Raw genomic sequence first — 12,864 nt, 5'->3', positions numbered from 1 at the left:
GCGTTGAAGCAATGAACAAGAAGGGCAAGATCCTCATGGCACTTGCTATAGGAGCCGTTGTCATCCTAGTCGGGTCGAGCGTCGTGCGTTGCACGCTCGTCCACCAGGATGAAACGGTGGGACAAATTGTCCCAGTAGAATCAGAAGACAACCAGGCACAGCCGAATACCTTGGATACTTCCAGCCAGAAGCTGCCTGCAGACGAGAAGAACGCGCTGGCGATACTGAAGAGCAGTGTGTGGACTGCCGACGGCGGCAAGTCGACCATCGCGTTTAAGGATGGCCGCTATGCCGAATCTGACGGCGTTGCCAACAACATGACCGCATTCGATGTCAAGTCGGTGACGAAGGAAAGCAGCCAGACGTCGATCATGCTCAAGCTGGATTTGCCAGATGGCACGACCAAGGATTCCCTTGTGCTTGTACGCCAAGATGCTGCAGGTGCCTATACCGTATTAAGCGATGATTTCACGCTGGCGAAAACCTACAGCCAGGGAGCGCCTAACGCTGGTGTCGTTGAGGTTATAGGTGTTAACGATGAGTTCCGTGAACTCTTAGGCGGCACAACTGAAGGGTTCTCCAAAGCCGTGACCGATTACGCGCATGCGCATGTTCCCACGGCGACCAAGGCAACGTGGACGCAATCGCTTGTAGTCGACTACGCAAGCGGCACGGTAAGCGCCAACTTCACCTGCGATGATGCCGCATCGACCGTGCTTACCGTTGAATACGCACGCGGCCCGGCTACGTTCAAGGTCATGGGGTGATGCGGATGCCGGTAACTATCAAAGACAGACGCTTCGTCCTAGCGTTCGCGGGGACATTCCTGATCTTAAGCTCGCTCATGCTGTTCCCGGATTTCGCCTTCGCGTCGATTGCTGACGACATCAATAAATGGCTTTGCGGGGTGCTGCGCGACTGCTGCAACTGGATCTTCGCGAACCAGATAAACATGCTCAAGTCCATCGGCTACGATGGCATCCTCGCCGCCGGTTTTGATTCTATGCTCGGCACGGCGGGCAACACCACCATGTACTCGCTCGTCCATGGGGTGTGGCAGGTTGCTATACTGCCCATTGGCTGCGGCGTGCTCGGGTTCGTGTTCACCATCAAGCTCATCCAGATCTCGCAGAAGATGGATGGCAATGCGAGCCTGCCGGGTGTGAAGGAAGTCGTGTTCCTGCTCGTTTTCTTTGCAGTCTTCCTGTTCCTTATTCAGAACAGCTTCGACCTCATGGCGTCCATCTACTCGATCACAAAACTCGCCATCGAGCGCGTCATCAACATGTTCGGCACGGGCGGTGCCATCGACCTTAATGCCGTATCAATCGTCACCACCGACGACGACGTAGCGGCGCTCGTTGCCATGCTCATCGTGGCGCTTATCAGCTGGGTTGTGGTGCTAGTGGCCTATATCGTTGCGCTCGTCGTTTCTTGGGCGCGAGCCATCCAGCTCTACCTCATGGCGGCATTTAGCCCCATACCGCTCGCGCTCATGGGTACCGAGGATACCCGCCAGATAGGCATCGGCTACGTCAAGAATTTCGTGGCAGTGTGCCTGGCAGGCATCATCATCCTCGTGCTACTTATTTCCTTCCCGATAATCCTTGGCGGCCTCAATGCGGCGAACCCCGGAACGGGTACGCCCATAGACGGCATTGCCAACGGGCTCACCTATGCGCTCCAGTACCTGGCGATGTGCATCCTGCTCATCTTGTCCTTGGTAAAGAGCGGAAGCTGGGCCCGCGACATCGTTGGCGGATAGAAGAGAGGAGGTGAACCGTTATGTATGACTATGATTCCTGCCCTTGCGAGCAGGCGGCTTGGCGCGTTTACGACCTGATGTGCGAGCACGAGCCCATGTACTTCGAGGCGCACGTTACTGACGACGAAGAAAGCCCTAACGGTTTCGGCTGGTATTTCTCGTCGCATTTGCGAAACGCCGATGGCACTTGGTCCGAATACGACGGCGGCCAGTATTGGGACTACGAAAGCGCAGAGGAATTCGAGGGCGTTATCGGAGAAGCAGTACCCTTTGCGGCCTTCGAGGCGAGGCCCGTGGAATACGAGGAGTTCGAGCGCGTCGCTTTTCAAGTGCCCCGATCCCTATCCGAACGTGAGGCAGCTGCGCGCGCGTTCCATGCGGGTGACCAACGCGGCCGCAACGATCCTGTAAAGGAGGCTCAAGTGAGCAGATGAATGATGCAGTTAACAACGGCGCGGTCTTCCACAACACCCCGTCACCGCCAATGTAAAGGAGATTGAGACAATGACCGAAACAGAGAAGAAGAACGTCTTTTTGACGCTTCACAAGAACTTCGTCCGCACGGATATCGAGTATACCGACAAGACAACCGGCGAGCTGAAGACGTTCAACCAAGTGACGCTGCCCAAGGGCACCACCATCGATGGCATCGACGTTGGCTGCTATCAATTCAGCCCGCTATTCGTCAATGCTTCGCGCTTCAGGGGTGAGAACTTCCGCGATATCCCCTTGCTTGCCGATAGGGAGGTCTGGCTCAAACGAACCGTTCTTGATGGCGAGGGCAACCCCGTTCTCGATGACGATGGTAAGCCCGAACGCGACACGGTAAAGGTTATGTCGCAGGAAATCAAAGATGCGGTTGATAAGCAGCGCAGCGACTACCTCCAGGCGCACGCCCACGACCGCGAGTCCCGCACACAGGAGGCAGATCTAAGCGGTAAGGCTCAAGCCGCGCGCAACGGTGCCGGCGCACTTGAGGAATCCTCCCAGCCACAGCGCAATGCTCAGACGCGATAGGCGGGTTGATCATGGGAAAAGCAATCAGACAAAGCGGTTCGAAAACGATGCGCATCGTGCTTGCGGTGCTTATCGCCCTTTCGGGAATAACGGGCCTACTCACGACATCGCGAAGCGCCTACGCCGTTGAGGCAACGCTTGTCGATACGGGCTGGTCGTTTGACTTCTATCAGTACGACAGCCACACCGGCAGTCATTGGGCAGACAGCGCATTCGAACTGAATGGCAAGCCGGCTTACTGCATCGACATCACGCAGGTCGCCTCGGCAGGGTCATCCTATTCGTCCTCTGCCATGCCGGCGAATATGGCGCTGAAGATTGGCTTGTACGAAAAGTATCTGAACGAGGCGCATGTCAACTGGAGTTCACTCAAGCGGGCCGGCTATCTTCAGTTCATGATTTGGTGCGAGTACAACACCAGCTACGTTGCTGCCAACGTCACACCAGACAACGATGATTTCTATGGTGTCTACGATGCAGCCAAGAGCTACTACAAAGACAACAAGAACCGTTATGAGGCAACGGGCACGGAATGGACAAGCTCGAATTCGCAGAGCATGTGCGTCGCGCCGCAGCTTATCGAGCACGGCAACATCGACCTGACCAAAACTTCCGGGAAGCCCGACATCACCGCCGGCAATAAGTGTTACTCGCTGGCAGGTGCGGAATATACGGTGTATTCGGATTCCGGCCTCAGCAAGAGCGTTGGCAAGATCGTCACCGACGCCAATGGCTACGGCAAGCTTGAAAACCTCAAGGCGGGCACGTACTACGTAAAGGAGACGCTGCCTTCGGTTGGCTATATGCTCGATCCGAACAAGTACACCGTAGTGGTGAATCCAGGGAAAACAACCGGTGTGAACGGTGGTAAGGTCGCCGAGACACCCGGCACTGACCCGGTTGGCATGCTGGTTGGCAAGGTTGATGCGACCACAAGCGAGCATAGACCGCAAAGCGTGGCCGACCTCTCAGGAGCGCAGTTCAGCGTTAAGTACTACGACGGCTACTACAACAGTGCTGCCGAGGCTGCCGCATCGGGTAAACCTACGCGCTCATGGACATTTGCCACAGACGCGGACGGCTACGCCTACTTTGCCAATGAGTTCAAGGTTGCCGGCGACGACCTGTACTATCAGACCAATGGAACAACGGCTTGCATGCCACTGGGTACCGCCATCATCGAAGAAGTGAAGGCTCCTGTAGGATATAACCTCGATGACGGCGTGAACCCCAACAATCCGCCGAATAAATTCTGCGTGCAGATTACGAGCGATGGCGTCATCGGCGAGAGCGTATATTCCTGGAACAGCCCCGAGGTTCCCGACACCATTAAACGTGGTGACTACCGATTGTTCAAGGAAGTCCCCACGAACAACGATGATGAGAACCAGGAGCTGACTCGCATCGCAATTGAGGGCGTGCAGTTCCAGATCATCAACGAGAACGAGAATGCGGTCGTCTCACCTGATACCGGAGCCGAAGTCGCAAAGGGTGGCGTCGTTTGCACGCTTACCACTGACGAGAACGGATTCGCCACCACCAAGACCCATGTGCCTGTCGGCTGGAGCGCTGCTTTGGCTTACGGCGAGTACACGGTGCATGAGATCATTCCCGATGACGTGGCCGAGCACGTGAAGGCGGAACACGGCATCAAGCTCATCGGCGTGGATGACTGGAAGATTGTAATCGGCGAGGAGGGCCAGTACAGCCCCGTGCAGGTAGTGGCAAACCATATTCCGCAAACCCCGCTCACCATCCAGAAGGTCGACAGCACAACAGGCAAGTCCATCCCGCTCGCATGTAGTTTCCAGATCTTCGATGGCAACGGTAAGCTTGTCACCTACACCGACCACATGAACGAGACGGTCATCGACACCTGGACCACCATCGGCAAGACGGGGCATGTGACGTTGCCGATGAAGCTCGATGAGGGAACCTACACCATCCATGAGGTGGCGGCACCCGATGGATACGTGCTTGGCGACAAGGACATCACGTTCACGGTTGATGAGTACCGCACTTGGGACGACCCCATCACGCTCACGTATGCTGATGCCCCCATCCGCGCGGAGATTCAACTGCTCAAGACCGATGGCACCACCGAGGTGCCAGTCGAGGACGCTGAGTATTGCATCAAGGCCGAGGGCGACGTCGTCACTGGCGACGGCACGGTTCGCTTCGAAGACGGCCAGGTTGTCGGCTATGTGACCACGGATGCCGACGGTAAGGCCTCCATCGAGGATTTGTTCCTGGGTAACTACGTGGCCTACGAGACCAAGAGCCCCGAGGGCTGGGCGCTTGACACCGATGAGCACCACATCAATATCGAAACTCAGGGCCAGCTCGTTCCCGTCGTGGTGGAATCGCTTGATGCCGTCGACATGCCCACCACCTTGCAGCTGCTGAAGGTTGACTCGACCGATACGAGCAAGGCGCTTTCCGGTGCGACGTTCCGCATCATACAGACTGCGCCAGCCGTTACCGATGAGGTAGACTCTGGCTTCAACGTCAACTGGGAATGCGAGCTGACGACAGGCGAAGACGGCACGGCAAGCCTACCCTACATGCCGCACGGCACGTTCGAAATCGTTGAGATCAAGGCACCTGCAGGCTACTTCATTCCGGCAGATGCCGCACCCGTCTCCTTCAGGGTGGATGACCAAGGCTTCATTGGGCTAGATGTGGAAGGTACTCAGTTCGGCGACACCCTTGAGCTTACGTTCGAAAACACGCCGACCATCCTCGATATCACCAAGTCCGACGCGACAACTGGCAAAGAATTGCCTGGTGCAACGCTCGTGCTGACCGATAAGGACGGCAACGTCATCGAGGAATGGGTATCTACCGACACCGCTCATCGCATCATTGGCATCGAGCCTGGCTGCTACGTGCTCACCGAGACCATCGCGCCCGAAGGCTACCTCGTGGCAACGTCCATCGAGTTCACGGTCGAGGAGACAGGCGACGTGCAGAAGGTGGAGATGAAGGATGACTACACCAAGGTCGACATCTCCAAGACCGACATCGCAACCGGTGATGAGCTTCCTGGTGCACACCTGCAGGTAATCGACAAGGACGACAAAGTGGTTGCTGAATGGGATACCAACGGCAAGGTTCACCGCATCAACGGCCTTGAGCCCGGCGACTACACACTTCGCGAGACCAGCGCTCCCGATGGCTATGAGATCGCCGAAGACGTGAAGTTTACGGTAAAGGCCACGGGCGACGTGCAGAAGGTCGAGATGAAGGACAAGGCTACACCTGAGACTCCCGGAACCCCTAACAGTGACTTGCCAAAAACCGGCGATAGCTTCCCCTGGTGGGCCTTCGCAGCCTTAGCAGGTGCAGCTGCTTGCGCTGGTGGAGCAATGTATCTTGCGCGCAAAAGCGGTACCTCTGTTGATGAAGACAAGGACACTGAATGATTGCAATAGCACTTTGGCTTCTCGGCTTCGTGTCGGGGCTGTTCACGCTAATCGCGCTTGCTTGCGCAAAGGTTAGCGGAGACTGTTCCCGCATCGAAGAAGGATTCATCAACTAAATGCAGCGGCTGGGTTCATCCCCAGCCGCTGTTGTCATAAAAAGCTAATTGCAAATAATAAAACCAGCGACGCTATTATGCTTTGGAGGTCGGATATAACTCTTCGACTAGCTCAGAAAATTGCCGAGTAATTCTATAGCGTTGAGCTTCCATGATTAGGGCATTCATTTCGTCATGATCGTGCATCTTATCAATAGCATCCTGCACATCTAAATACGCATCAACCAATTCAGGATCATCCTCGCGTTTAAAGTCTTCATTCTCATAGGGATCAAAATCAAATGCCCTATTCAGTAGAGCAGCGGCATGCTTCTTTTCGAGTTTATTCCAAATATTATCCGATAATCCCGGATCGCTGTAGGCGAAATCAAACCGCTGCATTTCTGAGATTAGGGCAAAAAAACTCTTTGACTCGAACAATGCGCTCATGATTTTTCTTGCTTCAAAATTTGACATTTGCACGGCATGGAATGCCGATTCGTAGCTCGTTGCAAGTCGTATTTTTTGTAGCGCCTCTTCGGTCAACCCCATGAAGGAAACGGCGTCTTCCATTTGGAAAGTCTTCGAATCGGTCTCTCCGAGAAGGTATCCGAGGTCAACTTCAAAAAAATCTGCAATGTAAATCATTAATGTTGGACTTGGGAACGGATTGCCCGAACCACATCTAGTTCTGACGTTTTGCCATTTGCTTATATCAGGTTGCCCAATATGCTTTGGTAATCTGTCTCCATATTTTGATTCAAAATCCTGAGCTATTCGTTCTAAGCTTAACTTGCCATTTTTTCCGTGATCAATCTTGTATCGCTCTATGCACTTGCTGAGTCGTTCGTTCCAGATCACTGCTTTTGTAAATTCTATGCTCTCCACGGATATCCCTTCGTCAATATTGATAAATATATTCAGTTTCATGCGTTGAACGTATAAATAATAGCCGCCATACTTAATTCATGCAAGAGATTCTGATAAAGGAGGCCCACAATGGAATTCAACGGACAGACTGGATTTGAGTACATGACAGATGGAACGACCAAAACGTTTTCGTTTGGGCTAAGCAATAAGATTGATGAAAGCATTGCGGCGTTTATTGACCGTATCAACCCGCAGGCAGCGTTTACGATAGCGGCCTGCACCGGTTGCGTGCTTTTAGGGATTGACCCCAAGGCGCGTAAACAATTGATGAACGCCTGCGGGAAGTTTCTGTCAGCTGCAGCTTAGGAGAGGGGGATCCGTCTGGACTCATCTTGCGCAAACTAACGCGAATCATTAGTTTGCGCAAATACAATCCACGAATCGAGAGCAGACTTGATGATTGTTTGTTCATAATGGCATCGCTATGCAAATGCATCCTTACTGCATTTATCCACCTAATGACAACAATTGCAGTAGGACGTAAAACATCCAACAGCATAAGGGTTTCTTTTGCACCCAACATCGTTATATGCGGTTGGGCTTTCTCTTGACGGCCAACAGCTTAAGGTAGTCACTGAAGTCGCTCGTGTCCGTCGGTGCGAACATTACCCATTTGCCGTCATGGTAGGTTTCGGCGGCGTCGTACTGGTCGCAAACCGCTTTAGGCAGTTCGCCTCTGATTTCCTCGAACTTCTCCCTCTCGTGCTTTCCGAAGATGATCATGAATCCGATGCAGTTGCTTTTGGCATACAGGCAGCAAAGTGTCTTGCCGCCCCGGCGGTACTTGTATTCGTACGTCCATTTCTTGCCGCCCGAGCCCCATGTTTGTTCCATGTCGTAGCTCTGGTTGATGGTGGCGTCAAGCGTCTGCCATACCTCAAGCAGTCGGGCTCCGATTAATTCGGTTAGGGCTTCTTCGCTTGGTGCCTCTATTGCCGACATCTTTACTCCTATAGCTTGTAAATTACCTCAAGAATATCTAGCGCCTGTTCCAATGTCATTCCGATATCAAGCTGGTCAACACGCATGTTCTCTTCACGCATTTCCGCAACAAAGCGCTGCATATCTCTGGCAATCTGAGGATCGAGGCTGATATGCGTCTCTGCGGGAACGAATGCAATGAGACGCATGACGTCTTTCTTGTGCTTCTTAAGATCCGCGCTGTTTACGTGTTGGCCATTGCGTTTGCGGTCGTTCAAGTCGATATGGGCACGAGCTTTCAAGGGAATGATATGGGCGGCGTCTACAATGCTTATGCCGTCAACTTTATCTAACCCACTCGTAAGGAAGTTGTAGTACGCGTCATTCAGAAGAATGGCCGAAAGGCTCGATACGTCTTCATCAAGGGGAAGGGGTCCAATTTCCGAGTCTTCGTTGTGAAGCGGAAAGTCAGGGTGCCTTGCAAAGAGCTCGATCATATGTGGGTAGGCATTGTCCGTTGGTTCCGTGAAGCGATAGAAATGCACATCGTTATCATTGCGCCAACCGCAGGTATATCCGCCATCGCCGATGAACGCCCAGAGCGTCTGGGCGAAGTCCTTCGCAGGTCGATCGGCCAGTATGACGATGTCAAGATCTTTGGTTCGCCTGAACTGAAGTCCGCGACTGGCAAAAATAAGGTCGCACGCGCTGCCGCCAATCAATGCATATCGGTCGGGGAAGTCAGCAAATCTTTCCTTAAAAAGCTCCATGCCTTGAACACTCATGAGCAAATCCTTTTCTTCAGGGTTTCCAGTGCGTCATCAAGACGCGGGTCGTCTTCGTCGTTGTCTTTCAGTGAGAGATAAAGCGATATGTCGTCAACTCGGTCGCCATCTGCATCTATGTCGTAGTTCCAGATTTCAAGCAAGATATCGGGCACGTCATCTTTTTCGACGACGTTCATGCGGTCTGCATACTCGTCCAAATAAGCATGGTTGTATTCATCTGTCGCATAGGTTGTCCAGTGGTCATCTGCAAGCATCGTGAGCATGCTCAAAGCGGTGATCCCCGCATAGAAGCAACCTTGGGATAAGAAGTCTTCTTTGCTATCTTTGAACTTGAGATAGACAGATGATGCAACAGGAGACGAAAGATATGGCTCAAAGGTTTCAAGCAGTTCGGCTGCAGACGCATCTTTCACTTCGGCTATAAAACGCTTGCGTCCCTGGGATCCTATAACCTGCGGTAATACGAGCTCGATTTCTTTGAAATAGTTCGAAGTGCTTGCCAAGCTCTTGCCCAGCAACTGAGCAACCTCGCTGGTTGACTTGCCTACCCATGAGCCATTGATGATGTGGATTGCCAGACGCTGCGCTTGCGGCGATAAGGGCTTAGCGCCTTCGGGTTCCGAAAAGCTCAAGAAGGAAAGCCCCAGAAAGGGCAGAAAAAGGGTGTCTTCTGAATTGATCCAGGCTATACCTTCTTGGCATAGGCGCGTAACTTGGTATTTGCTTAGGCTTTGCGAAACGATGACGCACGGCATTTTGAAACCGGCTTGCAGCTTACCAATCATATTCACCAGCATCGGCAACCTGATAGTGCCTTTGGGAGCGACGAACATGCATTCGGTATCGCCGATGGAGCCGAGAGAGATATCGTTGTGCAGCGTGTAGAAGATAGGATAGCTGCCAAGATTCGGCGTCTCTCCCTGTGAAACGGTAAAGCCAAGAACGCTTGCGGGCAAATCCATATCCTGCACCTCCTTTAATTTCACCATATTTTACCCAATTACAGCATAGAAGTAAAATTGAGTAAAAATAGATGTAATTACACTTGAAATCTTACTCCCAATGCCCACCACTCTCGACGGTTTCGTAGTGGCCGGTAGCGTCGTGGTGAACGGTTTGGCTGCCGGTAACCACTTGAACCATTTCGGTATGATGACCACTGCCTTCGCCAGCCATCATGTGGGCCTTGCCGTGAGTAACTTCATTACCAGTAATGTCTGAGCCGCAAACATTGCAGATTGATTTTTCTTCGTAACCATACGTTGGAATGGATTCATCCCACGCTGCGGAGTCCTGAACCCAAACCTGCGAATAGTCCACAACCCACTTTTTGCTTGGTGCTGCAGGCACACTTTCATTATTGCTCGAAGAACCGTTATTGCTGCCACCAGAAGCCCCGACATTATTGCTGTCTGACGGTGCAGAGCTTGGTGCCTGTGTTGAGTCGGTTCCAGTGGGTTGGCTATCAGAACCAACAAAACCATTCTCTGCTGCGCTTTGGCCTGCTGCCGCATCGGCATTCTGCTCTTCGTTCGACGAAGCGCTTTGCACCGCTTCTGTGGTTGTTAGACCAGCTTCAATAGCTGCAACGTTCAATGAGCCGTCATTACTTGTTTGACTTGCGGTATCAGTCGAACTTTCGCCAACAGCATCGTTGCTATCGCACCCGCGCAAGCAAAACGCGCAGATAAGGGCAACCGCAACGACTGTGATAGCAGCAATGGCAGCTACCTGCTTGGGGTGGCTCTTAATAGTCTGCCGGCATTGCGCCAGAGCATCTTTTGCTTTCATGAAAACTCACTCCTTTACATGAAGAAACGGAATACGGCCTTAAACAGCCAGCGGAAGAATCCGAATACAAACTTCATCGTGCACTCTCCTCATCGTTGTAATCGTCATAGTCGTCGTCCCAGCCGTCGTCGTCGGGCTCATCCGCCTCATCGATGTTGGGTAGGTTATCGAGCCAAAGCTCTTCATCCTCTTCGCCCTCTTCATCTTCGGCCGGAACCTGTTCGGCATCCGTGCCTGAGTTTTGCTGCTTGGGCTTCTTCTCTTCGGTGGGCTGGCACCCTTCGGCTAGCAGCACTTGCTCGTAGGCTCTTCGGGTGTATCCGAACATCTGGCACAGCTCGTCTTCGTTTGCAGCAAGAACTGGATCTGTGTTGGCAAGATAGTCATGCACGGCCACGGCTTTGCTGTTGATAGAAGATGCCGTGTCGTTGTTGAAGCAGGCAAGCTCCTGCGCGCGGAACTTGATCCCGTTGATAAGGTCTTCGCCCACACGCCAGGCAACCATTTCTTTGTTCACCACGACCTTGGATACATGGCTGATCTCGGTTTTATCCACCAGCAGAAAGCGCCATCCACGCATGCGCCGTGCAACGGGCGTTGTGTCGGCTTGCGCATCTTGTCGGTATTCAGCTCGAATGTCATAGAAATGCGCTTGCAGCCACAAGCTCTCGGTATCCAGGTTGTCAAAGCGCACCTCGAAATTGGTGAGCATGTTGTTGCCGTCAAAGGGCTGCGGAAGCGTGAATCGATCCACGTCAAATTCGTCAACGCGCCCGCTGTTATAAAACACTTGAATGTTCACAGTGCAAACTCCTATCTGCTTCGACTGTCTCGGCTTGGCTGGTCATAGCCACGATCGATATACCGCGAATCGCCGTAGCTGTATCCGGATTGGCTGCGCTGTGCCGCAACCTTCTTCTGTGCGGGCGTAAGTTGCCGTTTGGGGCGTGCCGGGCGCTGCTGCGGAAGCAGGGCCTTCTCGCGCACGAATTCGCGCGCCTGCTCTAGCTGCGTAATCTGCGCGGTAATGCGGTCCTTTTGTCTGGGCGTTTCTACATGTTCCCGTTTAGATTCAAGGCTGCTGATACGACGGGCATAATCGTCGATTCCCGCAATGCCATAGCGTCCGTTGAGTTCCAATGTGAATGCCAGGTTGTGCAACTCTACAAGGTCGTTGATTTCCGTAGCCTGCACCGCAATAGCCATGAAGTTCTTGGAGGCTGCGATGGTTGGCCTTGCGGCACTCGACCGGGCAAAGCGCGACTGTAGCGCTTCTTTGCCAAAGGTGTAACCCAAGCGCTCGCCGCCAACGCGCCTGGCACCTTGATCGCGCAGTGAATAGATCCAATCCGCACGATTCGCCTTGGGCGAGTTGTCGTCAACGTCCACCTCAAGCATGTCTAAGATTTGGCGAAACTCGCTTTCGTTGCGGGCAAGGTTCTTCGCCATAGAAACGCGATCGCGGATGTCGTTCACCCAAGAATACTCGCCGCTTTCAAGTACGCGACGCTCAGCGCGGCTCAGATAGTATTCTTGTTTACTGAGCCCGAGGGTGGCGGGCTCATCGCCCTTCGATGCCAGCTTGCCAAAGCCATCGTCCGCATCAACCTCATCGCGCAAGTATCCGAAACCACGCTGCTCGGCCATGTCTTGTAAGCCACGGTTGAGCTCGAACGGGTTTGGTATTTGAATGCGCAGACCAGTAAGGATGCCGGGTCGCCGAAAACCAGGTAGCTCCCTGCCACGATGCACAGGGTCTCTTGGGCGGCAACGGGCAGGTACTGCTCGCACATAAGTACCACGCGGGGTCGTTCGATTGCGATTTGCTCCATCTGCCGGCGAAACGAATCGCTTGATGAGTCGGGCTGGTCGTCCTGTGCCCCCATCCATGCGAAATCATCGGAAAGGCGGGCGGCGCACCAGCTTGTCCCGCCGTTCCAGTACCGATGGACGAACTCGCGCGTCAGCGAAATCGTCTCGTCCATCAGGGGATGAGAAGCAGGACCGTCCACGGGAGCCTCGCCCCGAACATGCCTGCTGCTCTCGCTAGTCACGGTATGTTCTCCTGGAGACATGCGCCGAACGGCTCGAGAACGAAGTATGCAACACGGCCTTCTTCACTGGCAACCTTT

The 12,864-nt window shown here is 53.4% G+C and carries 13 protein-coding genes; 6 read left to right on the top strand and 7 right to left on the bottom strand.

Going from position 1 to position 12,864, the window contains the following annotated elements:
• Positions 1 to 11: 11 nt before the first annotated feature.
• From GT590_RS00550 to GT590_RS00530, 5 genes are all read left to right on the top strand, one after another.
• A complete protein-coding gene (locus GT590_RS00550; RefSeq protein WP_086414239.1) occupies positions 12 to 767 on the top strand; it encodes a hypothetical protein in 756 nt (251 codons plus the stop codon).
• Between the two features lie 5 nt (positions 768 to 772).
• On the top strand, positions 773 to 1,765 hold the full coding sequence (locus tag GT590_RS00545) for a hypothetical protein (protein ID WP_205289555.1): 993 nt from the start codon (positions 773 to 775) through the stop codon (positions 1,763 to 1,765).
• A gap of 95 nt (positions 1,766 to 1,860) precedes the next feature.
• Positions 1,861 to 2,199, top strand: coding sequence for a hypothetical protein (locus GT590_RS00540; protein ID WP_161170779.1), 339 nt, complete (start codon positions 1,861 to 1,863; stop codon positions 2,197 to 2,199).
• Positions 2,200 to 2,269: 70 nt separating this feature from the next.
• Positions 2,270 to 2,782, top strand: coding sequence for a DNA gyrase (locus GT590_RS00535; RefSeq protein WP_086414242.1), 513 nt, complete (start codon positions 2,270 to 2,272; stop codon positions 2,780 to 2,782).
• An 11-nt stretch (positions 2,783 to 2,793) separates the two neighbouring features.
• Positions 2,794 to 6,207 carry a collagen binding domain-containing protein gene (locus tag GT590_RS00530; protein WP_147271459.1) on the top strand — a complete coding sequence of 1,138 codons (3,414 nt, stop codon included), beginning with the start codon at positions 2,794 to 2,796 and terminating at the stop codon, positions 6,205 to 6,207.
• A gap of 191 nt (positions 6,208 to 6,398) precedes the next feature.
• Here the strand turns inward: GT590_RS00530 and GT590_RS00525 are convergent, their stop codons facing one another.
• On the bottom strand, positions 6,399 to 7,190 hold the full coding sequence (locus GT590_RS00525; protein WP_147271460.1) for a hypothetical protein: 792 nt from the start codon (positions 7,188 to 7,190) through the stop codon (positions 6,399 to 6,401).
• Between the two features lie 111 nt (positions 7,191 to 7,301).
• On the opposite strand from GT590_RS00525, the gene GT590_RS00520 reads away from it, so the two are divergent.
• Positions 7,302 to 7,538, top strand: coding sequence for a hypothetical protein (locus GT590_RS00520; protein WP_086414245.1), 237 nt, complete (start codon positions 7,302 to 7,304; stop codon positions 7,536 to 7,538).
• Positions 7,539 to 7,757: 219 nt separating this feature from the next.
• Here GT590_RS00520 and GT590_RS00515 read toward each other — a convergent pair whose 3' ends face one another.
• From GT590_RS00515 to GT590_RS00490, 6 genes are all read right to left on the bottom strand, one after another.
• A complete protein-coding gene (locus GT590_RS00515; protein WP_086414246.1) occupies positions 7,758 to 8,174 on the bottom strand; it encodes a DUF3788 domain-containing protein in 417 nt (138 codons plus the stop codon).
• An 8-nt stretch (positions 8,175 to 8,182) separates the two neighbouring features.
• Positions 8,183 to 8,938, bottom strand: a complete 756-nt coding sequence (locus GT590_RS00510) for a hypothetical protein (RefSeq protein ID WP_086414247.1) — start codon at positions 8,936 to 8,938, stop codon at positions 8,183 to 8,185.
• On the bottom strand, positions 8,935 to 9,903 hold the full coding sequence (locus GT590_RS00505) for a hypothetical protein (RefSeq protein ID WP_086414248.1): 969 nt from the start codon (positions 9,901 to 9,903) through the stop codon (positions 8,935 to 8,937). Before GT590_RS00505 ends, GT590_RS00510 begins: the two co-directional genes overlap by 4 nt.
• Positions 9,904 to 9,994: 91 nt before the next feature.
• Positions 9,995 to 10,732 (bottom strand): hypothetical protein, encoded by a 738-nt coding sequence (locus GT590_RS00500; protein ID WP_147271461.1) that lies wholly within the window; start codon positions 10,730 to 10,732, stop codon positions 9,995 to 9,997.
• Positions 10,733 to 10,805: 73 nt separating this feature from the next.
• A complete protein-coding gene (locus GT590_RS00495; RefSeq protein ID WP_147271462.1) occupies positions 10,806 to 11,534 on the bottom strand; it encodes a hypothetical protein in 729 nt (242 codons plus the stop codon).
• Between the two features lie 11 nt (positions 11,535 to 11,545).
• Positions 11,546 to 12,379, bottom strand: coding sequence for a hypothetical protein (locus tag GT590_RS00490; protein WP_161170778.1), 834 nt, complete (start codon positions 12,377 to 12,379; stop codon positions 11,546 to 11,548).
• Between the last annotated feature and the right edge of the window lie 485 nt (positions 12,380 to 12,864).

Source organism: Eggerthella sp. BIOML-A1 (assembly GCF_009875595.1).
Taxonomy (GTDB): Bacteria; Actinomycetota; Coriobacteriia; order Coriobacteriales; family Eggerthellaceae; genus Eggerthella; species Eggerthella lenta.
Note: the sequence above shows the minus strand (reverse complement) of the source record. Positions and strands in the feature narration are given on the sequence as shown.

What these genes read in the sequence shown, in the direction of transcription:
- GT590_RS00505 (WP_086414248.1), bottom strand. Translation starts at nt 9,903, where the DNA reads ATGGATTTGCCCGCAAGCGTTCTTGGCTTTACCGTTTCACAGGGAGAG.
- GT590_RS00550 (WP_086414239.1), top strand. Translation starts at nt 12, where the DNA reads ATGAACAAGAAGGGCAAGATCCTCATGGCACTTGCTATAGGAGCCGTT.
- GT590_RS00530 (WP_147271459.1), top strand. Translation starts at nt 2,794, where the DNA reads ATGGGAAAAGCAATCAGACAAAGCGGTTCGAAAACGATGCGCATCGTG.
- GT590_RS00545 (WP_205289555.1), top strand. Translation starts at nt 773, where the DNA reads ATGCCGGTAACTATCAAAGACAGACGCTTCGTCCTAGCGTTCGCGGGG.
- GT590_RS00520 (WP_086414245.1), top strand. Translation starts at nt 7,302, where the DNA reads ATGGAATTCAACGGACAGACTGGATTTGAGTACATGACAGATGGAACG.
- GT590_RS00515 (WP_086414246.1), bottom strand. Translation starts at nt 8,174, where the DNA reads ATGTCGGCAATAGAGGCACCAAGCGAAGAAGCCCTAACCGAATTAATC.
- GT590_RS00510 (WP_086414247.1), bottom strand. Translation starts at nt 8,938, where the DNA reads ATGAGTGTTCAAGGCATGGAGCTTTTTAAGGAAAGATTTGCTGACTTC.
- GT590_RS00535 (WP_086414242.1), top strand. Translation starts at nt 2,270, where the DNA reads ATGACCGAAACAGAGAAGAAGAACGTCTTTTTGACGCTTCACAAGAAC.
- GT590_RS00490 (WP_161170778.1), bottom strand. Translation starts at nt 12,379, where the DNA reads ATGGCCGAGCAGCGTGGTTTCGGATACTTGCGCGATGAGGTTGATGCG.
- GT590_RS00540 (WP_161170779.1), top strand. Translation starts at nt 1,861, where the DNA reads ATGTACTTCGAGGCGCACGTTACTGACGACGAAGAAAGCCCTAACGGT.
- GT590_RS00500 (WP_147271461.1), bottom strand. Translation starts at nt 10,732, where the DNA reads ATGAAAGCAAAAGATGCTCTGGCGCAATGCCGGCAGACTATTAAGAGC.